At 34.3% G+C, this 26,830-nt stretch carries 27 protein-coding genes; 9 read left to right on the forward strand and 18 right to left on the reverse strand.

Features of this window, described 5'->3' with window-relative positions; genetic code table 11:
• Positions 1–137 precede the first annotated feature (137 nt).
• Positions 138–1,199 (forward strand): TerC/Alx family metal homeostasis membrane protein, encoded by a 1,062-nt coding sequence (locus tag J7K39_07325; GenBank protein MCD6179698.1) that lies wholly within the window; start codon positions 138–140, stop codon positions 1,197–1,199.
• A 28-nt stretch (positions 1,200–1,227) separates the two neighbouring features.
• Here J7K39_07325 and meaB read toward each other — a convergent pair whose 3' ends face one another.
• The 15 genes from meaB to J7K39_07400 all read right to left on the reverse strand — a co-directional run bounded on the left by meaB (position 1,228) and on the right by J7K39_07400 (position 15,120).
• Positions 1,228–2,325, reverse strand: a complete 1,098-nt coding sequence (gene meaB / locus J7K39_07330) for a methylmalonyl Co-A mutase-associated GTPase MeaB (protein MCD6179699.1) — start codon at positions 2,323–2,325, stop codon at positions 1,228–1,230.
• A 137-nt stretch (positions 2,326–2,462) separates the two neighbouring features.
• Positions 2,463–4,268 (reverse strand): FAD-dependent oxidoreductase, encoded by a 1,806-nt coding sequence (locus tag J7K39_07335; GenBank protein MCD6179700.1) that lies wholly within the window; start codon positions 4,266–4,268, stop codon positions 2,463–2,465.
• Positions 4,269–4,319: 51 nt separating this feature from the next.
• Complete coding sequence (locus J7K39_07340; protein ID MCD6179701.1) at positions 4,320–5,450, reverse strand: NADH-quinone oxidoreductase subunit D; 1,131 nt, start codon at positions 5,448–5,450, stop codon at positions 4,320–4,322.
• Entirely contained in the window at positions 5,425–6,003 is a 579-nt protein-coding gene (locus tag J7K39_07345) for an NADH-quinone oxidoreductase subunit C (GenBank protein ID MCD6179702.1), read from the reverse strand. Before J7K39_07345 ends, J7K39_07340 begins: the two co-directional genes overlap by 26 nt.
• 10 nt (positions 6,004–6,013) lie before the next feature.
• Positions 6,014–6,559, reverse strand: coding sequence for an NADH-quinone oxidoreductase subunit B (locus tag J7K39_07350; GenBank protein MCD6179703.1), 546 nt, complete (start codon positions 6,557–6,559; stop codon positions 6,014–6,016).
• A 20-nt stretch (positions 6,560–6,579) separates the two neighbouring features.
• Positions 6,580–7,491: an NADH-quinone oxidoreductase subunit H gene (locus J7K39_07355; GenBank protein MCD6179704.1), complete on the reverse strand. Its 912-nt coding sequence runs from the start codon at positions 7,489–7,491 to the stop codon at positions 6,580–6,582.
• Positions 7,492–7,544: 53 nt separating this feature from the next.
• Positions 7,545–9,395, reverse strand: a complete 1,851-nt coding sequence (locus J7K39_07360; GenBank protein MCD6179705.1) for a hypothetical protein — start codon at positions 9,393–9,395, stop codon at positions 7,545–7,547.
• A 12-nt stretch (positions 9,396–9,407) separates the two neighbouring features.
• The gene (locus J7K39_07365) at positions 9,408–10,898 is read right to left on the reverse strand and encodes a hypothetical protein (GenBank protein ID MCD6179706.1); all 1,491 of its coding nucleotides are present in this window, start codon (positions 10,896–10,898) and stop codon (positions 9,408–9,410) included.
• The gene (locus tag J7K39_07370; protein MCD6179707.1) at positions 10,892–11,254 is read right to left on the reverse strand and encodes a cation:proton antiporter subunit C; all 363 of its coding nucleotides are present in this window, start codon (positions 11,252–11,254) and stop codon (positions 10,892–10,894) included. Before J7K39_07370 ends, J7K39_07365 begins: the two co-directional genes overlap by 7 nt.
• 9 nt (positions 11,255–11,263) lie before the next feature.
• Positions 11,264–11,980 carry a Na(+)/H(+) antiporter subunit B gene (locus J7K39_07375; GenBank protein MCD6179708.1) on the reverse strand — a complete coding sequence of 239 codons (717 nt, stop codon included), beginning with the start codon at positions 11,978–11,980 and terminating at the stop codon, positions 11,264–11,266.
• Positions 11,977–12,276, reverse strand: a complete 300-nt coding sequence (locus J7K39_07380) for a DUF4040 domain-containing protein (protein MCD6179709.1) — start codon at positions 12,274–12,276, stop codon at positions 11,977–11,979. The genes J7K39_07375 and J7K39_07380 overlap by 4 nt, the downstream gene beginning before the upstream one ends.
• A complete protein-coding gene (locus tag J7K39_07385; GenBank protein ID MCD6179710.1) occupies positions 12,273–12,620 on the reverse strand; it encodes a Na+/H+ antiporter subunit G in 348 nt (115 codons plus the stop codon). The genes J7K39_07380 and J7K39_07385 overlap by 4 nt, the downstream gene beginning before the upstream one ends.
• A gap of 1 nt (position 12,621) precedes the next feature.
• On the reverse strand, positions 12,622–12,888 hold the full coding sequence (locus J7K39_07390) for a hypothetical protein (protein ID MCD6179711.1): 267 nt from the start codon (positions 12,886–12,888) through the stop codon (positions 12,622–12,624).
• Positions 12,889–12,890: 2 nt separating this feature from the next.
• A complete protein-coding gene (locus J7K39_07395; GenBank protein MCD6179712.1) occupies positions 12,891–13,403 on the reverse strand; it encodes a Na+/H+ antiporter subunit E in 513 nt (170 codons plus the stop codon).
• Between the two features lie 166 nt (positions 13,404–13,569).
• Positions 13,570–15,120, reverse strand: a complete 1,551-nt coding sequence (locus tag J7K39_07400; GenBank protein MCD6179713.1) for a response regulator — start codon at positions 15,118–15,120, stop codon at positions 13,570–13,572.
• 168 nt (positions 15,121–15,288) lie between these two features.
• Here J7K39_07400 and J7K39_07405 point away from each other — a divergent pair, with 168 nt between their 5' ends.
• The 4 genes from J7K39_07405 to J7K39_07420 all read left to right on the forward strand — a co-directional run bounded on the left by J7K39_07405 (position 15,289) and on the right by J7K39_07420 (position 18,144).
• Entirely contained in the window at positions 15,289–16,164 is an 876-nt protein-coding gene (locus tag J7K39_07405) for a YicC family protein (GenBank protein MCD6179714.1), read from the forward strand.
• A gap of 87 nt (positions 16,165–16,251) precedes the next feature.
• Complete coding sequence (gmk, locus tag J7K39_07410) at positions 16,252–16,821, forward strand: guanylate kinase (GenBank protein ID MCD6179715.1); 570 nt, start codon at positions 16,252–16,254, stop codon at positions 16,819–16,821.
• The gene (locus J7K39_07415) at positions 16,818–17,408 is read left to right on the forward strand and encodes a nicotinate-nucleotide adenylyltransferase (protein ID MCD6179716.1); all 591 of its coding nucleotides are present in this window, start codon (positions 16,818–16,820) and stop codon (positions 17,406–17,408) included. Before gmk ends, J7K39_07415 begins: the two co-directional genes overlap by 4 nt.
• Before the next feature lie 448 nt (positions 17,409–17,856).
• On the forward strand, positions 17,857–18,144 hold the full coding sequence (locus tag J7K39_07420; GenBank protein MCD6179717.1) for a hypothetical protein: 288 nt from the start codon (positions 17,857–17,859) through the stop codon (positions 18,142–18,144).
• Between the two features lie 18 nt (positions 18,145–18,162).
• Here the strand turns inward: J7K39_07420 and J7K39_07425 are convergent, their stop codons facing one another.
• Entirely contained in the window at positions 18,163–19,686 is a 1,524-nt protein-coding gene (locus J7K39_07425; protein ID MCD6179718.1) for a 2,3-bisphosphoglycerate-independent phosphoglycerate mutase, read from the reverse strand.
• Positions 19,687–19,842: 156 nt separating this feature from the next.
• Complete coding sequence (locus J7K39_07430; GenBank protein MCD6179719.1) at positions 19,843–21,291, reverse strand: LptF/LptG family permease; 1,449 nt, start codon at positions 21,289–21,291, stop codon at positions 19,843–19,845.
• A 132-nt stretch (positions 21,292–21,423) separates the two neighbouring features.
• On the opposite strand from J7K39_07430, the gene J7K39_07435 reads away from it, so the two are divergent.
• The 4 genes from J7K39_07435 (at position 21,424) to J7K39_07450 (ending at position 25,850) form a co-directional block, all read left to right on the forward strand.
• Entirely contained in the window at positions 21,424–22,458 is a 1,035-nt protein-coding gene (locus J7K39_07435; protein MCD6179720.1) for a proline racemase family protein, read from the forward strand.
• Between the two features lie 162 nt (positions 22,459–22,620).
• The gene (gene pta, locus J7K39_07440) at positions 22,621–23,628 is read left to right on the forward strand and encodes a phosphate acetyltransferase (protein ID MCD6179721.1); all 1,008 of its coding nucleotides are present in this window, start codon (positions 22,621–22,623) and stop codon (positions 23,626–23,628) included.
• An 11-nt stretch (positions 23,629–23,639) separates the two neighbouring features.
• Positions 23,640–24,611 carry a 3-hydroxyacyl-CoA dehydrogenase family protein gene (locus J7K39_07445; GenBank protein MCD6179722.1) on the forward strand — a complete coding sequence of 324 codons (972 nt, stop codon included), beginning with the start codon at positions 23,640–23,642 and terminating at the stop codon, positions 24,609–24,611.
• A gap of 24 nt (positions 24,612–24,635) precedes the next feature.
• The gene (locus tag J7K39_07450) at positions 24,636–25,850 is read left to right on the forward strand and encodes an acetate kinase (GenBank protein MCD6179723.1); all 1,215 of its coding nucleotides are present in this window, start codon (positions 24,636–24,638) and stop codon (positions 25,848–25,850) included.
• Positions 25,851–25,963: 113 nt separating this feature from the next.
• On the opposite strand, the gene J7K39_07455 is transcribed toward J7K39_07450, so the two are convergent.
• The coding region (locus J7K39_07455) for a bifunctional riboflavin kinase/FAD synthetase (protein ID MCD6179724.1) at positions 25,964–26,830 on the reverse strand (867 nt) is incomplete at its 5' end.

Raw genomic sequence — 26,830 nt, forward strand, 5'->3', positions numbered from 1 at the left:
AAAGCTTGCAAAAGTATAAATTTTTAACTTTACGACATAGAAAAAGCACTTATATCAATTTGTTTTATTCATTTTTTAATAAAATAAAAAATTAATATCTTTGTGAAAGTGAACTACTATACATTTATATCTAATTAATGAATAATCAAGAATTCTATTTTTTCACAGCTTATATAGTTTTCGTAGTTCTTATGCTTTCTCTCGATTTGGGCGTTTTTAATCGAAAAGCTCACGTTATCGGCATGAAAGAGGCTCTTTGGATGAGCATTTTTTGGGTTGGTCTCGGCATTTCGGCTTATTATTTCTTTCGCCACTTCGGATATTTAGTTCATGGCTTAGATAATTTGGAAGAGTTACAAGCTAGAATTGCTTTTTATCGTCATCCTATTGATATTACGGGCTTAAGCTTTGAAGATGCACGCGATTTATATAATAAAAATTTATCCCTAGAATATATTACCTCTTATCTGATAGAAAAAGCCCTTTCAGTAGATAATATATTTGTAATGATACTGATATTCAAAGGTTTTGGTATTGGTAATAAATATTTTCACAGAGTACTGTTTTGGGGGATTCTTGGTGCAGTAATTATGCGTTTCATCTTTATTTTTGCCAGTGCTGCTCTTATTCATGAGTTTTATTGGGTACTATATATCTTTGGTGGTTTCTTGATTTATAGCGGTGCTAAAATATTTTTCCAAAAAGATGATGAACAGGTGGAAACTAAAAACCACCCTTTAGTGAGGTTTGCAAGTAAACATTTTAAGGTTGCAGGTGATTATGTTGGGCAAAAATTTATTCTAAAAAGAGATGGTAAATACTTGCTTACTCCTTTATTTTTGGTTTTAATAGTTATTGAATTTTCCGATGTAATATTTGCTATGGATAGCATTCCTGCTATTTTTAGTATTACATTAGACCCTTATATCGTTTTCTTTTCCAATATATTTGCAATCTTAGGATTAAGAGCTCTGTTTTTCTTAGTCTCTAACATTATGGATCTGTTCCGCTTTTTGCAATATGGACTGGGAGTTTTACTATCGTTTATCGGTATCAAACTACTTTTTCACGATTTCTTATACGAGAAATTAGGAATTGGAACAATAGAATCCCTATATCTTATATTACTTATTCTAGGGGTTAGTATTATTGCTTCTTTACTTTTTCCCGAAAAAAAAGAAGATACAAAAGACGTTTAATTAAAAAAATAAGTAGCGTTTTAGGATATTATTCCTTTTTTAATTCATCAACAAAAAACCGTACTAATTGCTCTGCTGCTTGGTATGGACTTATTTTTCGGTTTATTATTTGTTTTTCTAAAAAGTCACTCTTTTCTCTTATTGCTTTATTTGCATAAAACCGATTTTGAAGTTTTGCTTTAAAGCTAGCACTTAATGCTTTTAAATCTTGTTCTTTTCGTTTCCGATTAAAATACCCATTGGCTTGGGTAAATTGTTTATAATCCAATAACATTTCCCATATTTCTTCCAAACCGGAAAATTTTACCGACGAGCAAATGGCTGTTTTTGGTGACCATTTAGAGGGAGGACTGGGGAAAAGATGCAAAGCATTAGCATATTGTGTTTTTGCTATAAGAGCTTTGTGATAGTTATCGCCATCGGCTTTATTAATTATCAGAGCATCTGCCATTTCCATTATACCTCTTTTAATACCCTGTAATTCGTCTCCGGCACCGGCTAACATTAGTAAAAGAAAAAAATCTACCATAGAATGAACAGCAGTTTCACTTTGTCCAACGCCCACCGTTTCAATAAAAATTATATCATATCCTGCTGCTTCACAAAGTATAATACTTTCTCTTGTTTTTTGAGCCACGCCACCTAAAGAACCTGCCGAGGGAGAAGGACGAATAAAAGCATTTGGGTGATTAGATAACTTTTCCATACGGGTTTTATCGCCCAAAATACTTCCTTTACTGCGTTCACTGCTTGGGTCTATCGCTAAAACGGCTAACTTCTTATCGTATTTTTCAACCAATATAGATCCTAAAGCTTCAATAAAAGTACTTTTGCCTACTCCGGGAACACCTGTTATGCCTATTCGGATAGAATTTTGAGAGTATGGTAAGCACGATTCTATAATTTTTTGTGCAAGTTCCTGATCGCTAATTAAAGTACTCTCTACTAAAGTAATAGCTTGACTCAGGATAGCACGTTTACCATTCAAAATTCCTTGCACATAATAATCGGTACTATGACGAGTAGAAGATAGTTTTTTATTTTCTTTTGTGTTTGGATTAATGGATCCGGGGGATACAACTCCTTTTTGTATTTTAATAGCCGATTTATTTTTTGATTTACCCATTCTAAGCAAAGATATTAAAAAGCAGTGGAAAACAGTATACACACAAATCAACGAATTTCTACGAGATTCCCCAAAACTAAAAAGCCCATCTCGTTTCACAACGTGACAGGCCTTCGTCTAAATAAATTCTATTTGGTTTATTTCTTATTCTTCAATAGCATTGCTTCAATACCTTTTACGGCACGGAAACCATCAGCAATAGCACTAATGGCATCTGCTGTGCGATTTACAGCATCACCGCCGGCAAACACTTTTGGGTCAGAAGTTTGTTGTTGATCGTTGGTAACAATCCGGCCACGATTAAGATCAATCTTATCCACATATTCTTCTGAAATAAATGAATAATCTGCTTCCTGACCAATAGCACCGATAATCGTATCAACTTCTATAATCTTATTGCTGCCTTCTATTGGAACCGGACGAGGACGAGCGCCTTCTTCAGCTACCATTTTAGCTTCTATATATTCAATAGCCTTTACTTTTTTACCACTTTCATCGGCAATAATACGAACAGGTATGGCTTGTGGATGAATATGAACACCTTCGTCTTCGGCACCTTCTATCTCTTCCCAATCAGCAGGCATATCTTGTACTCTACGACGATAAAGAATGGTTACATCAGCTCCATAACGAGCAGAAACACGTGCACCATCAATAGCTACGTTTCCACCACCAATTACAACAACTTTCTTACCTACATCAAAAGATTCTTCGTTATTAATCAAGCGAAGATATTCAACAGCAGGAATAGAATTTTCAAGATCTTCACCTTCAACACCTAATTTCCAAGGTTTTTCAAATCCAATACCAATAAATACAGCATCATTCTTTTTATATATTTCATCGAAAGTAATATCTGTACCCACACGAGTATTAAACTCAATTTTTACACCTATCTTCTGAAGATAACCAATCTGTTTATCCAAACTTTCCATAGGTAAACGATATTTTGGAATACCATACATCGTCATTCCTCCGGCAAATTTTTTGGCTTCGAAAACAGTAACATCAAAACCACGTAAAGCCAAATAATAAGCGGCTGTTAAACCGGAAGGTCCGGCACCGATAATACCTACTTTATAGCCATTAGCTTCTTTAATTTCAGGATTTACAATTTCTTTAATCAAATCCGAAGTTTGAGCGCGCTCGGTAGCATAGCGTTTTAACCAACGAATAGCAACGGCCTCTCCACGAACAGCTATAGCACAAACATCTTCACATCGACGAGTACATACTTTACCGCACATTTCGGGTAATGGATTATTATCGTAAATAATCTTTAACGCATCTTCATCATTTCCTTTAGCAATAGCATTGATATATTCGGGAATATGCATATGGTCAGGACAAACTTCGGTACACAATCCGCAAGAGATACAGCGACTAGCCTCAGCACGCGCTTCTTCCTCGTTATAACCCAATACTACTTCGGCAAATGATTTAACACGCTCTGCTCCATCAAGCTCACGCATAGGAACACGGTTGAAAACCATCAAACTGGTTTCATTATTGCTTGTAAATGAAAGTTGATCTTTTCCGTAGGGATTATCAACACCCGGAGTCCATAAAAATGAATTGGCATCAGGTGAAACATAATTATATTCTTTGGTCAGATTTAACGATCCTGTTGGACAAACATCTACGCAAAGCGCACACCAGCAACAACGACCATAATCAACTCTTGGGCGAAGACCGGAATTTCCTTTTTCTTCTTTAATGTTAAATTCAGCTGCCAGTTCAACCATATCGATAGCCTCATTCATACAAATTGTAGAACAATTTCCACAACCTATACAATCCTGTAAATCGTTATAGTGGAAACCACGATATCGATCGGCAGTATCTTGTCCAAGCACATCCATACGTTTGGTATGTGGATTTTTACCGAACTGTGATATACCCGTTAGTGGTCTTACAAATCCTTTTAAATCGAAAAAACTCATTTTTCTTAAATTTATTTTTGACGACTTACCTAAATAAGCCCAAAGTCTTTTTTATCTTTCTATCTCAGGAGGACAAACACCAAGGCTGTTCATAATGAACGATACATCGGCTAAATTTTCTCCTACCAAAACATCTTCTAACAAACTAACACCATGCACATAGGCAGGGCCTCTTGCGTGAGCTCTACGTGGTTTGTCACTTCCGTCGCTTACCACATGAAAACCAAACTCTCCTCTTACACTTTCAACTTTTCCATATGCCGACCCTGCCGGAATAGTCCATTTCATTGGATTCGGCATTTTATTCAAATAATCGCCGGAAGGCAAATTCTGAATCAGCTGACGAATCATAGATATTGTTTGACGAATTTCGAACTGACGTACTCTGGCACGAGCCCAAACATCACCACCTTCGAAAATACCCATTTCAAAATCGAGTTTATCGTAAGCGTCGTAAGGATTGTCTTTTCGCACATCGTGACCAATACCACAGCCACGAAGTGGAGCTCCAACTACTCCCCATTCCATTGCTTTTTCTTTGGTGATAACACCAACACCTTGCGCTCTTTTTTGGAAAATAGCACTATCAAACATCATACGATCATAATCGTCGATACGCTTTTCGATATAATCCATCGTGCGAAGTACTTTATCTTCAAAGCCTTCCGGAATATCTCTTCTAACACCACCCGGCCAAATATACATATGATAAATACGACCTCCTGTCAGCTCTTCAAATAAATCTAAAACATAGTTACGATCACCCACTGACCATTGTCCAACAGTATATAATCCTGCGGAACCTGATTGGCCTGCATACCAAAGCATAAAACTTTGCAAACGTGCCAATTCCAAAACTAAGGAACGTAAATATTGTCCTCTTTCCGGAACTTCACGACCTTCAATTTGTTCAACAGCCAAAGCAAAAGCAGCTTCCGGCGGATCAGGCTCAGGAACACAAAAACGACATAAAATAGTTGTTGATTGCATCCAATTTCTACGTTCGATTAATTTCTCGAATGCGCGATGCAAATAACCTACGTGAGTAGTAGCTTTCACAATAGTATCGCCTTCGAGCTGAAGTTTTACCATCATATTTCCGGTAATTCCCGGATGCTGAGGGCCAAGATATAATGTTGTAGATTTTTCTCTCATCTTATTCTCTTGAGTATTTTTTTGCAAAATCAGGAATTTCTTCACCGCTACGGTTCGCAATTCGTTCTCTTACATCTTGTTTATCTTCTCTTCCTTCTCTTTCAAAGAAGGTATCGTTTACATATTCGAGAGTATCAAAATCGCGACGCATTGGAGGTGCATCTTCCCAATCTTCTAAAATAAATTCTTTTTCACCAATAAATCCGGGGAATTCCACACCAAACATTTCACGAATTTCACGCTGATAAGTATTAATTTGTCGCCAAATCATATCCGTATTTTCCATTACAGGATTTTCTCTATCGATACGGGTTTTTACAAAGAGGTTTACTTTTGTTTCTGGCGACCAAATAATATACACAAGCTCAAGCTCTCCACTCTCAAGCCAGTCTACACAACTTAAATGCGATAAACTAATATAACCCAGCTTTTCTTTGGCATAGAGCAAAATAGATGAAACTTGTTCTTTTGGAGCAAATGCAAAAACGGTGTCTTTTCTAACCACTTCCGTTATCAGGTGCTCAAAAGCTGCTTGTAACTGTTGAGCTAATATTTCTTCTTTTGTATAGCTTGTTTCCATATCTATCCGTTTACCAGTTGTATTCAACCAAAGGCCAGTTTTTAAGTACTTTCTTTTGATTATTGCGATACCAATCTAAATTCTCTTTGTATTTTGTTGCACCATCGGCTTTACCTGCCGCAATAAGTCTTTGCAATTCTTTAAATCCTTCAATTACAGATTCCGGACGAGGCATACATCCATTGATATAAACATCAACAGGAATATATTTATCAAGCAATTTGATGGTGTTATACGAATCCCAATACATTCCTCCATTGATGGTACAAGAGCCAAATCCAATAACATATTTTGGGTCTTGCATTTGTTCGTAAACACGAATAACACGCTTTAATGTTTTTGTTGATAGATAACCTGTTATCAGGAGTAAATCGGCCTGACGAGGAGTAGCAGCACCACGAACACCAAGACGCTCAGCATCATAGCGAGAAGTTAGTGTTGCTGGTAATTCAATAGCACCACAGCCTGTTCCGTAGGCCAACATAAATAAAGAATTTTTTCGAGTAAAATTCTTTATATAATCAACGATTGTTTGTGCGTTTTTGTCGTTATACATCGAATAAATATTTTAATCATTTAATAAAAAGCTGCCCATACAAGACCAATAAGACCAAAAAATGCAGGCCACTTCCAAAAATATGTAATGGCTTGTTCTGTACGATAACGTGGATTTATTACGCCATACAAAACAGGAATCATATACAGAGCAAATGTTTTAATAACTAATTCTATCAAATTGGATGCTCCTCCCATAAATACATCTACAAATAAGGTAAGTTTAACAAAGGCGAATATTGATCCGCTTGTCATCATCATTCCCAGATATTTTCCGCCAAATTCCGAAACAGGACCGGAAGCAACCTCTGCAGGAGCATGAACAATATCAAATGGAGCATAATGAAACATTCCTAACATTGCCATAATAGCAGCTATAAAAGCAAAGGGATTGCTGAACATCATCCAGCTTTCACTCTGTGCTTGAAGTTCAATCATTCCGGTAATTGAAGTCGTGTGAAACTGAGTCATTAATGCTACCATAGACATAACAAAAGGAATTTCGTAGCCCACCATTTGACTTAAACCACGACTAACACCAATAGCTGAGTTTGGATTTCCTGTTTGTCCGGCTCCTAAAGCCATTCCTAAAGATCCGAAAACCATCATATATATGAGAAAAATAAGGTCGCCACTGAAATTTAAATTTGAAAACCAATTCCCACTTGTTAAAATAGGGACAAACATTAGTGATGTAATAGAAGCGGTAATAGCAAAAACAGGACCCATATGTTGCATCCAACCATGGTGAATACTGGTTTCTTTAGAGTATAATTTTACCACGTCTATAAAATTCTGATAGATGGGTGGTCCTACACGATTTTGAATCCGAGCAATAACTTTTCTTCTTGCTCCACCGTACAACATACCAACCGTAAAGGCTAATAAAATGGTGGCTATTGCTCCAAGTATTTCTATTAAAATTGTATTCATTTTATAGAATCTTTATTTCTTTTTATTTTTTATTTCAATCCTTCTTCCATTAATTAGAAGCCAAAATATTTTGTTCCGGCTATCAATAGTAAGACTAAAAATGCCATTACATAGATAGCATAAAGCTGACCATTACCACTATAAAAACGTCGAATGAAATCGAACAATGCTTCTAAACCTTTGCCGAAATCGGTATAATAATCATCAATTTTTCTCTTTAATAAAGGCCAAATGGCTCTTTCAAAAGGTTTATAAAAATCCGTTTGAAAAGTCATATTATCTTCAGGCTGAATTATTTCGCCTGAAGAGCTAATATCTTTAGTGCTAACATAACGTTGGTTTTTATATCCTTTAATTGTTATAAATGCCAAGCCAACTAAAAAGACACCCATAACGGAAATCATTATATTTTGCAATACTACTTTATCGCCCCAAGAGTTAAATAATACACTAAGCTGATACCATTCGATATTAGGAATTCTGTTTTCAAACCCAAGAACAAGCATTGCTTTTTGAATAGGTTCAATAATAAATCCGGGAAAAGTACCGGCAAATACCGAAATGGCTGAGAGGACTAACATAGGAATCAGCATTGCTAATGGAGCTTCTTTAACATTAGCATATTCCGGCTCTTCTTGTCCTAAGAACATTCCAAATAAAATGCGATAGGAATACAAAAAAGCAGCAGTACTGGATAAGAAAACCATAATCACTAAATAATAATGATCAGAAGTAATTAAAGCTTCGTAAAGCATCCATTTACCCACAAAACCACCTAAAGGAGGAATTCCGGCTAAGGTGATAATGGATATTAAAGTGGCAATAAATGTCCAAGGCATTCTTCTAATCAGACCTGTTACTTTAGTCATATCCGTACTTCCAACCTGACGCTCAACAGCTCCAACGGCCATAAATAAGGTTGCTTTAAATACGGCGTGAAGAACAGCTAAAAACAAACCTGCCATAACTCCAAGATAAGTTCCTGAAGCCAAACCGATAATAATATAACCTAATTGAGCAATAGAAGAATAAGCTAAAAGTTTTTTTGCATCAGTTTGAATAACGGCATAAAATGTTGCTAATACCGCAGTAATAGCTGCTAACCAAGCCACAACTTCATTAATCAGCCAGTTTTGCGTACTTACTAAATTAAATAGAACTAAAGCAAATCCAAAAACACCCATTTTTGAAAGTGCTCCTGAAAATAAAGCAGTAAATGACATTGGTGAGCCTGCATAAGCTTCAGGCGCCCACACATGAACAGGCATAATAGCGGTTTTAACACCAAAGCCTATCATTAATAATATTGCGATAGCTAATTGATAGCCAAAGCCGATAGCGTAAATACTGGCAAATATATCTTCCAATAAAAAACTTCCAATAAAACTATATATTATTACAATAGCCATTAACATTGAATAGGCTCCAATAGCACTAAAAATCATATATTTTAAGCCCCTACGATCTACATCTTTACCGGAATAGATTACAATAAGATAAGACGACCAAGTCATTATTTCCCAGAAAAAGAAAAGCGAAATTAAATCGCGACTCATAAGAATACCCAACATTGCACCAATGCTAAAAAGGAAATTCATATAAAAGTAGCCAAGATTATCTTTCCCATTCATATAAGCTGTGGAATATAAAAGGGTTAAAAAACCTAAAACCACTACTATTATCCCAAATAAATATCCTGCCGAAGTAAAGCCCCATTGTAAATGAAGGCCTCCAATTTCAAAATTGAGCTGCGCTGCTGCATCTATTGAGAAAAAGAGATATGATACTGCAAGCATAATAAGTACTACAAAGGAATTGAGTAGAATTGGCAGAAACTTATTTAAAACAAAGCTTATAATTGCTCCGCCAAAAACCAGAATTAATATGATAATTAAACTATTCATTTCTTTTTCTTTTTAATTACGCCCAACTGATAAAACCGACTGAATATAATGTTGCTTATCGAGTAAGTCAGTAGCGGCTCTTTCGATTAAACCCGAAATCAAATCGGGATAAATACCAATAATAACAATAACTAATGCCAAAATAAGCATTGCAAATTTTGCGTTAAGGCTTGGTATCTTTATTTCGACAGTAGAAATACGTTCTTTAAAATAAATGCGATGAAGGACTCTGAAATAGTATACTATTTCTATAACACTCACCACTAAAATAATGGCAATAACCGCAATTAAGCGAACATCGGCAGCAGCCATTAAAATATATAATTTGCTCCAAAAACCTGCAAAAGGAGGTAAGCCGACAATGGCTAACGAGCCCAAAGCGAAAAGGAAAGCTGTAAATGGCATTAGTTTACCTATACCATCTAAATCAGAAATATTTTTTTCTTTGGAATGATATACTAAATAGGTAGCACTTAAGAAAAGCATTCCTTTAATAATGGCATGATTAAACATTAAGAAAATAGCTGCAAATACGGCTTCGTGTGTTCCAATACCAAAAGCAACCAAGACTAATCCCATCTGACCAATACTGGAATAAGCCAACATCCGCTTTAATCTTCCTTGACGCATAGCAGTTACTTCGGCAACAGCCATCGTTATTAATCCCATAACAACTAATAACTGTAGAACTTCAACAACATCAAACAGAGTAAATATTATACGAATAAGGGCATAAACACCGGCTTTTACAACTATACCTGCAAAAATAGCACCTATAGGTCCGGGAGCTTGAGTATAAACATCGGGAGCCCAACCATTTAATGGAAACATTTCGGCTTCAATACCAAATCCAACAAAAAATAGTATCAGAATAACACCTTTCATATATGGATTCATATCAGGAACTCTCTGAGCAATTTCGGCCATATTAAGTGTTCCAACCTGAGTATAAAGAATTAATATAGCTAATAGTATAAGAAATGAGGCAAAAGAACCAATCAATAAATATTTAAACGCAGCTTCAGCACCATCGCGTTCGCGATAAAAAGCCGTTAAGGAATATGCCGAGATGGCTGTAATTTCAAGAAATACAAATAAGTTAAAAATATCACCCGTTAGCACAACTCCAATTGCACCTGTAATAAGCATCATAAATAACACATAAAATTTTTGTGTTTGAGCATAATCAACTTCAGGTTTAAAATTATAAGTATATATCCATATTATAAGTCCAAGAAAGCTAAAAAGGCTAACAAGAAAGCCTGTGAAAGGACTAAATACCAGATTGATTCCCCAAGGAGGCGACCAACCTGCAATAATTTCGATAATAGTTGTGTCTTTTGTAATGACCTGTGTCATTAAAATAACCGAGATATAGGAAAGGTAAAGCAATACCAATCCGGGAATGAGTCGTACTAGATTCTTATTTAATTTCCCAAACAAAGGGATTAAGAAAGCCGCCATAAGCGGAAGTGCTATATAATGTACCGGAGATATTACCATCTTAAATTCTTTATTTCGTCAATAGCTGCAGTATTATGATGTCTGTATAATCGGATAACCAACGAGAGAGCTACGGCGGTTACAGCAAAACCAATAACAATAGCCGTAAGCACTAATGCTTGAGGAACAGGATCGACCATAGCTTGAGTAGAGCCCAAAACTTCCGGTGAAAAAATAGGAGCTGTTCCGTTATTAACATATCCTATAGCTACAAAAAGTAGGTGAAGACCAGAATCTACTATCGAAAGACCGATAACGATCTTAAGTAGATTTTTCTTAGCTAGAGCAGCGTAGAGTCCGATTAACATCAGAGCTACTGCTGTTCCGTAAATACTTATCGTTAAAAATTCGTTCATTTTAGCGTCTTAATTTTCATTTTTGGCCTCAGGCCGATTGTTTAACAATACGGTATCGATAACACCAGCAAGTTCTGAAGCTACTTTAAATCCAACAGCTACATAAATAATTCCGATGATACCTCCACTCAATAAATCGTTTAATTCGCCGGTAGGCAAAAAGTTTTCAAGAAAAGTCATACCAAGAATAAGTCCTACAAAACCAACAGTAGCAAAAACAACTCCTGCTATAGATTCTATCCAGCTAATGACATTATGATTAACTTTAAATTTTCTATATGAAATTAACATTAACAAGGTAGCCGTTGCTATTATTGCTCCTCCTTGAAATCCTCCACCTGGTGAAAGGTGTCCGTGAATAAAAACATAAGCTCCCAAAAGAACAATTAAAGGAAATAATATTTGGCTTCCTATCTGAACAATGCGACTTGAAGGTAATTTGGCGCGTATTTGTTTTTCGCCTTTTCGACGACGACGATACATAATACTTGACAAGCCGGTAGCAGCCAAAAATAATACTGTTACTTCGCCCAAAGTATCAAAACCCCGATAGTTAACTACAATAGCTGTAACCGCATTCGACACTTTAAGTTCAGACGGAGTTTTTTCAATGTAATAATCGCCAACGTTATTACGATCTTCTCCAAATGGAATTTGAGAAACAACACCTACAAGAAAATAACCGATAGTAGCTAAAATGAGAAATACTATAATTCTTTTAATCATTTATCATCTCCTTTCTTCATCTCAACATAAGATGTTTTTTTGTCGCAACATCTTTCCTTATCGGTAGTATTACGAATAGTAATAATAAAAATGATAGTTGTTAAAGCCACTCCAATAGCAGCTTCGGTAAGTGCAACATCGGGTGCTTGCAGAATAAAAAAGAATAACGAAAGACCCAAACTAACAAGACCGGTAGCAACAACGGCATAAAGTAAGTTTTTAGAGATTACCGCATAAATTGCTGATCCTATAGTTAAAATAACTAAAGCAAAAACAGGAATTACTAACCAATTCATTTTGATTCCTCCATTTTTTCTACCACTTCTTCGTAGGCATCAATATGCTCTTTAGAAATGGGTTTAAGTTTATCTTTATAGCTTCCTCTAGCAATTGCATGCGAGCTAAGCGGATTAGAAAAGGCAATAAACAAAATCATTAATACCAATTTTATCCACCAATCAGGTTCTAAAAAAGCGACTCCAAAAATTAAGCTCATAGCACCTAAAGTAGAAGCTTTTGTTCCGGCTTGGATCCTAGTATAGATGTCGGGCATACGAAAAATACCTAAAGCTCCCAAAAACAAAAAGACAGCTCCGATACTAACAAAGAAATAGCCTATGTAAGTAAAAATATTTTCCATATTAAATACCTCCCTCCAAATAGCGGGCAAATGCTAAAACGCCAATAAAACCTAAGACAGCATATACTAATGCAACATCAACATAAATAAAGCGCCCAAAAACGTGCGACATAAATACCATTGCAGCTATTGCTAAAACGGAAATGGTATCAAGAGCAACCACTCTATCAGAAGCCGTAGGCCCTTTTAAAAACCTAACGAATCCCAACAAAATACCAAGAGAAATAATTGCAATGATTACCAAATTAAAATAGTCCTCGAATACCATATCTATTTATCAAATATTTTAATTAAAATTTTCTCGAAATCAGCAGCTATTGCTTCATAAACACCTGCTTCATCTTTTGTTGTCATTTTTAACCAATGAATATAAAATTCATCTTCAATTAAATCAACGGTAAGCGTTCCGGGAGTGAGAGTAATACTGTTTGCTAAAACCATTTTGGCAAAATCGGATTTTAAGCTCGACTTAAATTTAACTATCCCCGGATTAACAGGTAATTTAGGATTGATTACAATTTTAGCAACTTGAAAATTAGCCTTTATAAGAGCAATTAAGAACACCCAAGAATATTGAAGCAAATACATTATTCTACGGGGATGAAAAAGACGAAAGCCATAATGGGAAAAAGAAGTAAAATTTAATGCAGATATTATTCCCGTTACTATAAGTCCCGTAACAATTTCGGCAGTTGCAAAACTAACAGTAAAGGCATACCAAACCACCATTAACAATAGCCAGGTATATAAAAACCGGCTCCATTTTGAAGAAGTATTTTTCATGTTTTAAGAACTTAAGTTTTTGGCTTTAATACTTAGGTTAAGCCTAAATATTGACACAAAAATAGTTCAAAAATGCAGGGTAGCTAAGTTGAATCCTAATTTATAATAAATCTATGTAAGTAGGTATATCTAAGCTTACAATTATTACTATATATACTATTGATTTTCAGCTTAAAAACATCTTAATCTTCTGAAATAACTCGGCTTTTATTATAGGTTTTGTAATATACTCATCGCAACCAAAATCGAAGGCTTTTTCCATATCGCCATCTATAGCATAAGCGGTAACAGCTAAAACAGGAAGTTTTGGATTTAATAGTTTTATTTGCTTAGTTGCATTATAACCATTCATAACCGGCATTCTAAGATCCATCAATATCAAATCAATCTTACGCTCCGTAAGCACTTCTTTGACAGCGTCTTTACCGTTTTTTACCCAAATAAGCTCTGCTTTTGTTTTACGTAAAAGAGCTTCTAAATATTGGTAGTTTGATGCGATATCTTCTGCAATCAGTATAACCTTATTCTCAAAATTGGGAATTTTTTTGTTTTCTTTTATCGTAACTCCTTCTTTTTCCTGCTTTCTTTGGAGGTAAGGAAGGGTAAAGTAAAAACTACTCCCCTTTCCTAAAACTGATTCTACCCAAATATCGCCACCTAATTTTTTTACAAGGGTTTTTACAATTGTCAAACCTAGACCTGTACCCATCTTTTTACCTTTGCCATCTACCTGATGAAAACGTTCAAAAATCAGTTTTTGATCTTCTTTGGAAATACCTATTCCCATATCATTCACAAAAAACAACAACTTAGGTGTTCCATCATTATAAGTTTCAGAAATAAGCTTATATCCAAAAGTTATTTTACCACTTTCTGTAAATTTAATCGCATTATCAATAAGGTTAGATACTACTTGACGAAGGCGTGTTTCGTCGGTTAAAATATCTGCATTAAGATAGGGTAACCCCTGTTCTAACTCTAAATCCAAAGCTTTAGAAACTAATCGTTTATCGTGTTTATAAAGTTTCTGCAGGTCTATTAAAATTTCATTAATATTGGTGGATACCAATTTTATATCCTGAAAACCGGCTTCTATTTTAGAAATATCTATTATATCATTAATAAGAGTTAATAAATGAGCTCCACTTGTTTTTACTATTTCGGCAAATTGCTCTTTTTCTTCTGCATCTTCCGATTCGGCAAGTAATTTAGTAAACCCAATAATAGTATTCATAGGAGTACGAATTTCGTGACTCATATTAGCTAAGAATGCCGATTTAAGCCTGTCGTTTTCTTCTGCTTTTGCCTTATCTTTAATAAGCTTTTCTTCTGTTATCTTTTGTAAACTGATATCCTCACCTAAATGGAGAAAATAGTAGTCCCCCGATTCAGTTTTTATTACTTTATTCGTTAAATGATACCAAATAACTTTTCCGTTTACATCTTGTTTTTTAATATTAAAACTGAAATTCTTTTTCTTCCCTAATAAGCTTGCTTTATAAAGTAAGGAAATAGATTCTTTATCTTCTTTACTTATAAGTTTTTCAAAAGGAATATCTCTGAGGGTATCTCCTTCACGAAAAGAATAACCACTAATTTTCTCAAACATTTCATTAACAAAAAGGATTTTGCCTTCTTCGTTGCTTAAAATAATAAATTGATTAGAATGCTTGATAATTAGTGAAAATATAGCGTTTAACGAAAGTGGGTTCGACATAGTTATTTTGTTTTAAATAGCTTTTCAAATATACAACTATAGCTGCAAAAAAGAAAATAATAAATTATCGTATTCATTTACAGACCATTAACAACCGCAATAATATCTTAACTCATTAATTATTATATGATCTTTCTATAAATCTTATCTTTGCAAAAACATCGAATTATGATTAAATCAATGACGGGTTACGGAAAAGCAATCGTAAGCTTACCCAACAAAAGTATAGTAATAGAAATAAAAGCTCTAAACAGTAAATATTTCGATTTCGTTTCCCGTATACCGTCTCTTTATAAAGAAAAAGAGCCTATTATTAGAACTTTACTTAATGGGATATTAGAAAGAGGGAAAATTGAGCTGAGTATGCTTACCGAAAACAAAAGTGGAGATACTAGTGTAAAAGTCGATCAAGCTGCTGCCGACGCCTATTTAAAGCAAGTAAAAGAATTACAAAACAAGCTTAACTTACCGGATGATCCCAATTTATTGAGTACTCTTTTGAAAATGCCTGATGTTTTAAGCTCGCCAATGGAAGATTTAGACGAAGAAGAATGGTTGGCAATTGAAATAGGATTAAAACAAGCCGCAGTTAAGTTAGATGCTTTTCGTATAAGCGAAGGAGATGTTTTACTTAAAGATTTTTCAAAACGGATTGAATTAATCCGGGAATACTCTGAGGCGGTAGTGCCTTTTGAAGAACCACGAATTGAGCTTTTAAGAACTCGCTTTAAGAAGAACCTATATAGCCTTGCTGAAGAATCGACTTTTGATACTAACCGCTTTGAGCAAGAGCTGATTTATTATATTGAAAAGCTTGATATTACAGAAGAAAAAGTGCGCTTAGCACGTCATTTAGATTATTTTATTGAAACGCTAAACGACGGTGGTACCAATGGAAAAAAACTCAACTTTATAGCTCAAGAAATTGGACGCGAAGTAAATACTATTGGATCAAAAGCCAACAGTGCCGATATTCAAAAGCTTGTGGTAATGATGAAAGATGAACTGGAAAAAATCAAAGAACAACTATCTAATATTTTATAATGAAACATCCATAAGAATACGTTCTTACAGTGGAATGACTATAAAATGGATGTTCTATGTGACCATTAAAAATTAAATTATAGACACATGAAAAAGCGTAAAGTATTTATTTTTTCGGCTCCATCAGGATCGGGCAAAACAACTATAGTCCGTGCTTTATTAGATGCAGGCTTACCTTTTTCATTTTCTATTTCCGCAACAAGTCGTCCGAGTAGAAAAACAGAAACTCACGGCAGAGATTATTATTTTGTTAGTCCTGAAGAATTTAAACAAAAGGTGGAAAATGATGAGTTTGTCGAGTGGGAAGAAGTGTATGAAAACGTTTCTTACGGGACTTTAAAAAGTGAGATTGAAAGGATTTTTGAAAATGGAAAATACCCAATTTTTGATGTTGATGTTGTTGGCGGTTTAAATCTAAAAAAATATTTTGGTGACGATGCCCTCGCTGTTTTTGTACAAGCTCCTTCAATTGAAATTATTGAAGAGCGACTACGAAATCGCTCCACAGACGATGAAGAAAGTATTCAAAAGCGATTAGCTAAAAGCGCTTACGAAATGAGTTTTGCTACTCAGTTTGATACCATAATTATAAACGACAATCTAAATAAAGCTATTGAAGAAACAAAAAAACAAATTCAGGATTTTTTGGAAAAATGAATACTGCACAACATAAAATAGGTTTGTTTTTTGGAAGTTATAACCCAATACATATTGGACATACCGCCATTGCCAATTATATGCTTGAATATAGCGATTTAACAGAAATCTGGTTTGTAGTTTCGCCTCATAATCCGCTAAAAGAAAAGAAAACCTTGCTTGATGATTACCAACGTTTGGAAATGGTACGTTTGGCTATTGAAGACGATTATCGCTTTCGCGCTTCGGATATTGAGTTTAAATTACCTCAACCTTCCTATACTATTGATACGCTCACGTACTTACACGAAAAATATCCACAGCACCAGTTTTGTTTGATTGTTGGTGGCGATAATTTAAGTAATTTCCATAAGTGGAAAAATTATCAAAGCATTTTAGATTACTATCCGCTTTATGTTTATGCTCGTCCGGGATTTAAAAAAGATGATTTTTCTGCTCAAGGCGATATTCAATTTTTTGATGCACCACAAATGGAAATATCGAGTAGCTTTATTCGTAAAGGAATTAAAGAAGGAAAAGATTTAAGGCATTTTCTATCGCCTAAAGTTTGGGATTATTTAACAGAAATGCATTTTTATCAGAAGTGATAAAAGTGAGGGCGCGACTTGAAGTCGCACTCTCACTATTAGAAGCAAACTATTGCAATATCCAAGACATAAGATGACTTAAGGTCACTCTATAGAATTCATTATAACGTCTGCCATTCCAAATTTAAAACCATTCATTACAGTATTAAATTTTAATCCATAGGCTTCTTTCGCTGGATTTTTCATATTAATTTACAGATTTTGTAAAAACGTTACCATAAAAAAGCAATTATTTTTCATTTATTTTTCAACCAAATATTAAATATTTAAAGTTCCGCTTTTTTAGTTGAAAATTAACTAAAGCTATTTTTTAAGATAGTTTTACATGAAATGGCGAGTTTCTTAATACGTTTTTTATCATAAATGATAAATCGCTTATTTTCGTGTTTTTTATACTGGTTTGTATGTTATACTTAAAGCTATTATATTTGAAACTCAATAACCAAGGATGATATATTTGATAATAATTTATTTACTACTCACTATGGTAGTAGCTTATTTAGGGGAAAATAGAAATATTGGATCTACAAAAGCCTTTGTTTTTAGCCTGTTGTTTACTCCTATTATTGGAATAGTAGTTGTTGCCAATTCCTCAAAAAAGATTACTTATTCTGAGTTTCAATATCATTGTCCGCGTTGCGGCTATAATTTTACCGAAGAGTTGGAATTTTGTCCCTATTGCAGTAAAAACGGAAAAGAAATAAAATTAATAAAGCAAGAAGTAACTACTACTTAATTAATAAGGCTAATTATTTTAAATCAGAACATTACCATCCATCTCTTTTGGAATTGGCAGCTCCATTATTTTTAAAATAGTGGGTGCAATATCTGCTAATTTACCATCTTTCATTTCTTTATAATTATCGTCTAAAAGAAATATTGGAACGGGATTTAGAGAATGAGCCGTATTTGGACTTCCATCGGTATTAATAGCATTATCCGAATTTCCGTGATCGGCAGTAATTAAAACAGAATAGCCTAAACTGCGAGCTGTTTTGGCGACTCTCTCTACCGAACGATCCACTGTCTCCACAGCTTCAATAATAGCAGAATAAACTCCTGTATGTCCAACCATATCGGAATTGGCAAAATTCAACACTACTAAATCGGGTTTATTAGCTTGTAATTCTTTAACAATAGCATCGGTAACTTCCGGAGCGCTCATAGCAGGTTGCAAGTCGTAAGTAGCCACTTTTGGCGAAGGAATTAAAATCCTTTTTTCACCTTTAAATTCCTTCTCTCTACCTCCACTAAAGAAAAAAGTTACATGAGCATATTTCTCTGTTTCGGCAATACGAACCTGCTTTTTATTTTGCTGTTCCATAACTTCTCCCAAAGTATTTTTTAAATCGTCTTTGGTAAAAGCAAGATGGATATTTTTAAATTTCTCGTCGTACTTTGTTAGAGTAACATAATATAAAGGCAAGGTTTTCATACCATAATCAGGCATATCTTCCTGACTAAGTACGGTAGTTATTTCGCGAAGACGATCGGTGCGAAAATTAAAACAAAACACTACATCGTCATTAGCAATTTTAGTTAGAGGATTTCCATTTTCATCAACTATTACTTGGGGTTCTATAAACTCATCGGTCTTTCCTTCAGTATAAGAATCTTTAATTGCTTTAACCGCAGACTTAACCGCTTTACCTTTTCCATTTACTAAAAGATCGTATCCAAGTTTAATACGTTCCCAACGTTTATCTCTATCCATGGTATAATAACGACCACAAACAGATGCAATTTTTCCCGTAGAATTTTTTAAATGATCTTCTAATTCCTGAACATAAGCAGCACCACTTCTTGGATCAGTGTCTCTTCCGTCGGTTAAAACATGTATAAAAACATCTTCTAAATCATATTGTTTGGCAATATCTGTAAGTTTCATCAAATGTTTAGTTGATGAGTGAACTCCTCCATCAGAAACCAAACCTAAAAAATGAACGTTTTTATTGTTCTTTTTAGCGTATTTAAATGCGTCTGTTATAACTTTATTTTTTTCGATAGAGCCATCTTGAATAGCATGATTAATTTTTACCAAATCTTGATAAACAACTCTACCGGCTCCTATATTTAAGTGTCCAACTTCAGAATTACCCATTTGCCCTTCGGGTAAGCCTACATTTTCTCCATCTGTTAAAAGGTGAGAATGAGCGGCATTTTCCGGAAGATATAAACTTTTGATATATTTTGTGTCGGCTTGAAAAATAGCGTCGGCTTTATCTTTTTTACCTTCGCCCCAGCCATCCATTATAATAAATACAACTTTTTTATTCATAAATTTTTTGATTCATATTTGCTAAAACTTATTATTTGTTTGAAATTTACTTTATGTCTGTATGTTTTCAAACTGAGCGCAAAGATACTGAAGAATATTAATAGAGCCTTCCCAAAAAACTTAAATACCTATAATTGATTAAAAAGGCTTTTTCTTTTAATTTTTGTGCAAAAAAGGAATTAGCTTATGTAGTTTACTAAACATCCTTTTATATGTTTCCGAATCGAATAAAGGAGCATCCGAAGTAGCTTTGTATGTGAGAAAAATACCTAAAGGAAGAAATACCATTGAAGCTAACCACATTCCAAAGAATATGTTTATACCTCCGGCTACAGCCGAGCGTTCACCTATCATAGATAAAATATGATATAGAACAAAAAACAATGTAGACACTACTACAGGTAAGCCCAAGCCACCTTTACGAATAATTGCGCCCAATGGTGCACCAACAAAAAACAATATTAAGCAAGCAAACGAAAGGGTGAATTTTTTATGATAAGCTATAGTGTGTTTTCTTATTTGTTCCCTTCGATGATTAAAATCTTTTTTCTGATATTTAATATTGTCTTTTGTATTTCTGGCAGCTTCCAATGCTTTTTCAATAGCTTTTTTTCTGAGTTTGATATCCATTTTAAATAAAAAACTATTGTACGCCAGCTGTTGGGTATCTATAACCATAGTATTACGTGCCAACCTTGAAGAATCCAATTTGTTATATTGTGTTAACCTATTTTTTAGCGTACGGCTAAAAACTTCTTTTCTTTTAACTAATTCTTTTTGTAATGAATCTTTCGAAATACTAAGCTGTTCCAAATTCATCATATGGTAACTTGACTTGAATAAATTTTCGTCCGTTCTTCCTAATCCATTATCAAGTTTAAACCTTATTTGTTCTTCCTTAAACTCCATTCGTTGAAATGGACGGGTTTTACGATAATTTTGTTTATCGATTTTTTCCTCATAATTAACACCATCATTAAGAGTAAACAAAATAGCACTTCCATTTGGCGTTTGTTTCATTATGCCTGTCTGCGCAATTGTGAGTTTAGTGTTTCCATACTTTTGCGAATGATCGTAAATCATTACATCATTTATACCCTCTCCATCATCATCACGAGATCCTATTCGTAAAACATATTCACCTAAATCACGATTAAAAATTCCTTCTTTCATTTTAAAAGCCAACTTTTGATGCTGCACATCATAAAGAAGAGAACGGAATTTCAGATTAGCAACCGGTAATATAAAATCAGAGAATAAAAATGCGGAAATACTAATTAAAACCGATAAAACAATTAAAGGTCGCATTAATCGCTTTAAAGAAATTCCGGAAGATTTTAAAGCTACCAACTCATAATTTTCTCCTAAGTTACCAAAAGTCATTAACGAGGAAAGTAATATAGATAAAGGTAATGCCATTGGAACAAAAGTTGATGATGCGTAAAAAAGTAATTCCATCAGAACATACCAATCTAATCCTTTTCCCACCAAATCATCAATATATAGCCATAGAAACTGCATTAGCAATATAAACAACGCAATAAAAAAGGTCATAATAAGTGGCCCGATATATGTCCTTAAAATAAAGATGTCAACCTTTTTCATTTGTATTTATTCACAAAATTTTCGTCAAAGATAAAGTATTCGCTTTTTAACACCACCTTTTGATAACTAAAAAGTAAGAAAGCAAATGACTTTCCTTTTTTAAAAAGAAGTATTTTTGAAAAAAAGCACAGCATGAACATAAAAAGTGACTGGAACATTCCAAACAAATGGCAAATAATTAAAACTATTGATATGCACACAGGTGGAGAACCTTTACGTATAATTATTGATGGTTTACCGGAAATTAAAGGACAGGGTATTTTAGCAAAACGAAGATATTTTAAAGAGAATTTAGATTATATCAGAACAGGATTAATGTGGGAACCTCGCGGTCATGCCGATATGTATGGTGCTATAATAACAGAACCGCAAAGTGCAGATGCTGATTTTGGAACATTCTTTTTGCATAATGAAGGATATTCAACAATGTGTGGTCATGCTATTTTGGCATTATGTAAATTGGTACTCGAAACCGGAATGATTGAAAAAAGAGGCGATAATCCAAGATTAGTAATTGATGCACCACCGGGTAAAATTACAGCCTTTGCTAAACGTAAAAATGGAATAGTAGAAACGATAAGTTTTCAAAATGTACCTTCTTTTGTTTATGCTTTAAATAAGGAAATTAATGTTAAAGGTATTGGTAAGCTTACATTTGATATTGCTTTTGGAGGTGCTTTTTATGCTTTTGTCGAAGCGGATTCGATAGGATTAAGTTTAGATAAATCAAATTATTTAAAACAAATTGATTGGGGACGTAAAATTAAACTATCAATTATGGATGAAATGGAAATTAAGCATCCTTTTGAAGAAGACCTTAGTTTTTTATACGGAACTATTTTTGTTGGCAAAGCTGATAACAAAAACCATCACTCTAAGAATATTTGCATTTTTGCCAATGGCGAAGTAGACAGAAGCGCAACAGGATCAGGAGTTAGTGCCCGTGCAGCTTTACATTTTGCTAAAAGCGAACTAAAAATAGAAGAAAATATCAGCATAGAAAGTATAGTCGGATCTACTATGAATGTTAAAGTAGTAAAAGAAACCAAATTCGGTATCTATGATGCTATTATTCCGGAAGTTAGTGGAACTGCATTTTTTACGGGAAAACATGAATTTATTTTCGATACAAACGACCCTTTTAAAGCCGGTTTTATCTTTAGATAATCCCTTTTAGAAAAGCAAAACTATATAGCACCATTTATTTTAAATATTTCTTTTGCTACTCAATTAACAATAGAAATTTTATTATATCTTTGCAAAAGTAATACGGCTTTTGTAAGCCGTTATTTTACAGACATTTATAATATAATTTCAGAAGAATAAAAGATGACATTTACAACAAAAATTCGGGAACAAGCAATAAAAGCACATTCGCGCATTGTTTTACCCGAAGGAACAGAAGAAAGAACTTTAAAAGCAGCCGATTTTGTTCTTACAGAGGGCATTGCCGATTTAATTTTATTAGGAAACTCAAAAGAGATTGAGAATCAAGCAAAAACTTTGGGCTTAAAAAATTTGAACAAAGCTAAAATTATTGATCCTAAGAATAACCCAAGTAAAGATAAATACGTGGATTTACTGATGAAAATCAGAGGAAAAAAAATTGAGAGTCGTGAACAAGCCGAGAAATTAGTTGAAGACCCTCTTTATTTGGCAACTTTATTAGTTAAAAATGGAGATGCTGACGGAGAGGTTGCAGGTGCAATGAACACCACCGGCAATGTTTTACGTCCGGCTTTTCAAATAGTAAAGACTTTACCCGGCATTACTGTCGTTTCAGGTGCATTTTTCATGCTATTAGAAAACAAAGATTTTGGTGATTATGGTATGATGGTATTTGCCGATTGTGCTGTTCATCCTAATCCAACAGCCGAGGAATTGGCTCAAATAGCAGTTTCTACGGCTCACACAACTAAAGCCATTGCTAATATGCAACCACGTGTTGCCTTATTAAGTTTTTCAACTAAAGGAAGCGCGAAACACGAAATGGTAGATAAAGTTATAGAAGCAACAGCATTGGCACAAAAAATGGCTCCCGAATATCAATTTGATGGTGAGTTACAAGCTGATGCAGCAATTATCCCGGCTATTGGAAATAAAAAAGCTCCCAATAGTACTATTGCCGGCTATGCTAATGTCTTAGTATTTCCTACTTTAGAAGTTGGAAATATTGCATACAAATTAGTAGAGCGTTTAGCGGGAGCTCAAGCTGTAGGTCCGGTATTACAAGGTATGGCAGCTCCAATTAACGATTTATCGCGTGGTTGTTCCGTTGATGATATAATAAATATGATAGCTATTACTTCACTACAAGCAGCAAGTAAAAAGGCTTAAAAATAAAAGCTATGAAAGAAAGATTAGAAGATTTTTCTCTTGGAAAGAAAATGATTAAACAAGGCGGACTCCAAAAAATTGGGGTTGTTGGTGCAGGAAGTACCGGAAAAGAAATTGTTCGTTTAGTGGCACGAAAAGGTATTGAAGCCGTTTTTGTTGACATTAGTGAAGAAAGAGTTCAAGAAGTAATGAAACTCCTCAATGAACAGTTAGATGCAAAGATTAATCGATGGGGACTAACCGAAGGAGAAAAAAGGGCGATGTTGAGTCGTATTCACGGATCGGCAGATTATTCAATATTAAAAGGTTGTAATATTGTTATAGAAGCTATCAATTCTAAAAAACCGGGGACTAGTTTAGAAGAGCGAAAAAAAGTGTTTCAAAAAATAGAGGCTGTTGTATCTCCTGAAACAACCATAGCTTCAAATACGGCTACGCTGATGATTTCCGAAATCTCTTCGGTGCTTAAGCATAAAGAACGTGCAATAGGTTTGCATTTTATTTTACCTATAGATCATGTTAAAGTTGTAGAGGTAGTAAAAACTGTTAGCACCAATGACCCGACTATGAATTGTATCAGTAAATTTTTAAAAATGACTGAGCGTCAAATGGTTGAAGTTCAGGAATCACCCGGAAATATTAATACTCGAATTATGGTGCCTTTGATTAATGAAGCTTGCGCTATTTTACTAGAAGGTGTTGCTGATGTTGCTCAAATTGATAAAACTATTAAAAGCTCAACAGGTCTCTTAAACGGACCTTTTGAAATGGCTGATACTATTGGCTTAGATAAAGTATTAAAATGGATGGAAAATCTTTATAGAGAGTTTGGAGAAATTAGATTTAAACCATCCCCATTTATTAAACGTTTGGTACGTGCCGGTATGCTTGGACGAAGAGTTGGAGAAGGATTTTATCTTTATAAAGACGGTAAACGTATACAGAAAAAAGGCAATATTTTGCATCTGGGAAGAAGCATTTAAGCTAATTAAAAATCAAAAAGAATTATGAAAATTATTGTATTAAACTGTGGTAGTTCATCAATAAAATATCAATTATTTGATATGCCCAGTCAACAAGTTATAGCTAAGGGGCTAGTTGATAAAATTGGCTTAAAGGGTTCTCTAATCGATCATGAACGAGAAGATGGAGCTCATGCTATATTAGAGGGTGAAATTCTTGATCACAAACAAGGTATAGAATATGTTTTAGGCGTTTTACTAAGCGAAAAATATGGAAGCATAAAAGAATTGGAAGAAATTGATGCTGTAGGTCACCGCGTTGTACATGGTGGAGAGCGTTATGGAGAAAGTGTTAGAATCAACGAATCTGTTACTAATACTTTAGAAGAAATGATTGATTTAGCACCTTTGCATAATCCCCCCAATTTAGATGGTATCAATGCCATTACAGAACTTCTTCCGGAAGTTCCTCAAGTGGGAGTTTTCGATACTGCTTTTCATCAAACTATGCCAAAACACAGCTTTTTATATGGAATTCCGTATTCATTATACAAGAAACATGGCGTTAGGCGATATGGATTTCATGGCTCCAGCCATAAATTTGTATCAAAAAAAGCCGCTGAATTTCTAAATAAACCAATGTCAGAACTAAATATTATTACCTGTCATTTAGGTAATGGAGCTAGTATTGCCGCTATTCAGAAAGGGAAATCAATAGATACCAGTATGGGCATGACTCCCATAGAAGGTTTAATTATGGGAACTCGTAGTGGGGATTTAGATATTGGAGCATTATTTCACATTATTAAAAAAGAGAAAATAGATCTTGCTACTGCCAACACTTTAATTAATAAGCATAGCGGAATGTTGGGTATTAGTGGTGTTTCTTCAGATATGCGCGACATTGAAAAAGCCGCTGAAGAAGGTAATGAACGTGCTCAGTGTTCTCTAAAAATGTATCAGTATAGGATTAAAAAATATATTGGCTCTTACGCAGCTGCAATGGGTGGTGTTGATACCATAGTATTTACCGGAGGTATTGGTGAAAATGATTGGCTGACTCGTCAGAATTCTGTTCAAGGATTAGAATTTATGGGTGTTGAGTTAGACAAATCAAAAAATACCGGAATGCGTGGTAAAACTATGGATATTTCTACAGATTCATCTAAAGTTAAAATTTTAGTAATTCCTACAAACGAAGAGTTGGTTATTGCTTCTGATACTTTTGAAATTCTAGATAAAGGATTGGATAAGCTTTAGATTATTAGTCGGGATGCAACTTTAAACAGCATCCCGACCAATACCAAATTTAGAGCTTTAAAAAAAGTATATAAGTTGGACTTAGATGTAAACTATTTTACAATTACTCTTTTCTAGTAACCTGCCAATAACTGCAAACTACGGTTTTCGTCTTTTTTCAACTGAGTTTTCAGATTCTCCAAGCTATCAAATTTAACCTCATCGCGTATGCGTTCCACAAAATATATTGTTAGTTTTTTATCATAAATTTCCCCGGAGAAATTAAAAATGTATACTTCCGTAGTTAGTTCGTGTTTCTCCAATTTAAGAGTAGGACGATAGCCTATATTTGCCATTCCTCTATAAGTATTTTCTTGATAGCGGATTAAGACAGCATAAACACCTTGTTTAGGAATAAGCTTGTTTTTATAAGTGTCTTTTACATCAATATTTGCTGTTGGATAGCCTATGGTTCTGCCTATTTGATTTCCTTTAATTACCTTACCACTAATGCTATACGGATATCCCAAAAGTTCATTAGCTTCTTTTATTAAGCCGTCTTTTAAAAATTTCCTGATTTTTACTGCCGTGATATTTCGTTTTCTGATATCCTCCATAGGAATCTCGTTTACACGAAAACCACACTTTTTCCCTAAGCTGTTAAGCTGAAGAAAATCGCCTTCTCTACCATATCCAAAATTATGAGAGAAACCTACAACTAATTCTTTCAGATGAATCTTATCGACCAAATAATCAAGAATAAAATTTTCGGAAGTAATCCTAGAAAATGATTCGGTAAACGGAAGAACCAATAAATAGTCTATCCCTAAATTTTGTAATAGCTCTTCTTTTTCTTGTTGAATATTCAACAACCTTATATTTTTTCCTTCTGAGGCATAAAGCACTTCCTCGGGCGAAGGGCTAAAAGTAATAATTACCGTTTGTCCCAGATTTTTTTTAGCGATATTTTTCAGACGTTCAATAAGTTTTTTATGTCCTAA

The sequence above is a fragment of the Bacteroidales bacterium genome (genome assembly GCA_021157585.1).
Lineage (GTDB): Bacteria > Bacteroidota > Bacteroidia > Bacteroidales > UBA12170 > UBA12170.

Coding starts and splice junctions, on each gene's coding strand:
- J7K39_07405 (MCD6179714.1), top strand. CDS start 15,289: ATGATTAAATCAATGACGGGTTACGGAAAAGCAATCGTAAGCTTACCC.
- J7K39_07435 (MCD6179720.1), top strand. CDS start 21,424: ATGAACATAAAAAGTGACTGGAACATTCCAAACAAATGGCAAATAATT.
- J7K39_07400 (MCD6179713.1), bottom strand. CDS start 15,120: ATGTCGAACCCACTTTCGTTAAACGCTATATTTTCACTAATTATCAAG.
- J7K39_07360 (MCD6179705.1), bottom strand. CDS start 9,395: ATGAATAGTTTAATTATCATATTAATTCTGGTTTTTGGCGGAGCAATT.
- J7K39_07325 (MCD6179698.1), top strand. CDS start 138: ATGAATAATCAAGAATTCTATTTTTTCACAGCTTATATAGTTTTCGTA.
- J7K39_07425 (MCD6179718.1), bottom strand. CDS start 19,686: ATGAATAAAAAAGTTGTATTTATTATAATGGATGGCTGGGGCGAAGGT.
- J7K39_07370 (MCD6179707.1), bottom strand. CDS start 11,254: ATGAACGAATTTTTAACGATAAGTATTTACGGAACAGCAGTAGCTCTG.
- gmk (MCD6179715.1), top strand. CDS start 16,252: ATGAAAAAGCGTAAAGTATTTATTTTTTCGGCTCCATCAGGATCGGGC.
- J7K39_07390 (MCD6179711.1), bottom strand. CDS start 12,888: ATGGTATTCGAGGACTATTTTAATTTGGTAATCATTGCAATTATTTCT.
- J7K39_07430 (MCD6179719.1), bottom strand. CDS start 21,291: ATGAAAAAGGTTGACATCTTTATTTTAAGGACATATATCGGGCCACTT.
- J7K39_07345 (MCD6179702.1), bottom strand. CDS start 6,003: ATGGAAACAAGCTATACAAAAGAAGAAATATTAGCTCAACAGTTACAA.
- J7K39_07375 (MCD6179708.1), bottom strand. CDS start 11,980: ATGATTAAAAGAATTATAGTATTTCTCATTTTAGCTACTATCGGTTAT.
- meaB (MCD6179699.1), bottom strand. CDS start 2,325: ATGGGTAAATCAAAAAATAAATCGGCTATTAAAATACAAAAAGGAGTT.
- J7K39_07445 (MCD6179722.1), top strand. CDS start 23,640: ATGAAAGAAAGATTAGAAGATTTTTCTCTTGGAAAGAAAATGATTAAA.
- pta (MCD6179721.1), top strand. CDS start 22,621: ATGACATTTACAACAAAAATTCGGGAACAAGCAATAAAAGCACATTCG.
- J7K39_07335 (MCD6179700.1), bottom strand. CDS start 4,268: ATGAGTTTTTTCGATTTAAAAGGATTTGTAAGACCACTAACGGGTATA.
- J7K39_07415 (MCD6179716.1), top strand. CDS start 16,818: ATGAATACTGCACAACATAAAATAGGTTTGTTTTTTGGAAGTTATAAC.
- J7K39_07385 (MCD6179710.1), bottom strand. CDS start 12,620: ATGGAAAATATTTTTACTTACATAGGCTATTTCTTTGTTAGTATCGGA.
- J7K39_07365 (MCD6179706.1), bottom strand. CDS start 10,898: ATGGTAATATCTCCGGTACATTATATAGCACTTCCGCTTATGGCGGCT.
- J7K39_07380 (MCD6179709.1), bottom strand. CDS start 12,276: ATGAATTGGTTAGTAATTCCTGTTTTTGCTTTAGTTATTTTAACTATA.
- J7K39_07350 (MCD6179703.1), bottom strand. CDS start 6,559: ATGTATAACGACAAAAACGCACAAACAATCGTTGATTATATAAAGAAT.
- J7K39_07450 (MCD6179723.1), top strand. CDS start 24,636: ATGAAAATTATTGTATTAAACTGTGGTAGTTCATCAATAAAATATCAA.
- J7K39_07355 (MCD6179704.1), bottom strand. CDS start 7,491: ATGAATACAATTTTAATAGAAATACTTGGAGCAATAGCCACCATTTTA.
- J7K39_07395 (MCD6179712.1), bottom strand. CDS start 13,403: ATGAAAAATACTTCTTCAAAATGGAGCCGGTTTTTATATACCTGGCTA.
- J7K39_07420 (MCD6179717.1), top strand. CDS start 17,857: ATGATATATTTGATAATAATTTATTTACTACTCACTATGGTAGTAGCT.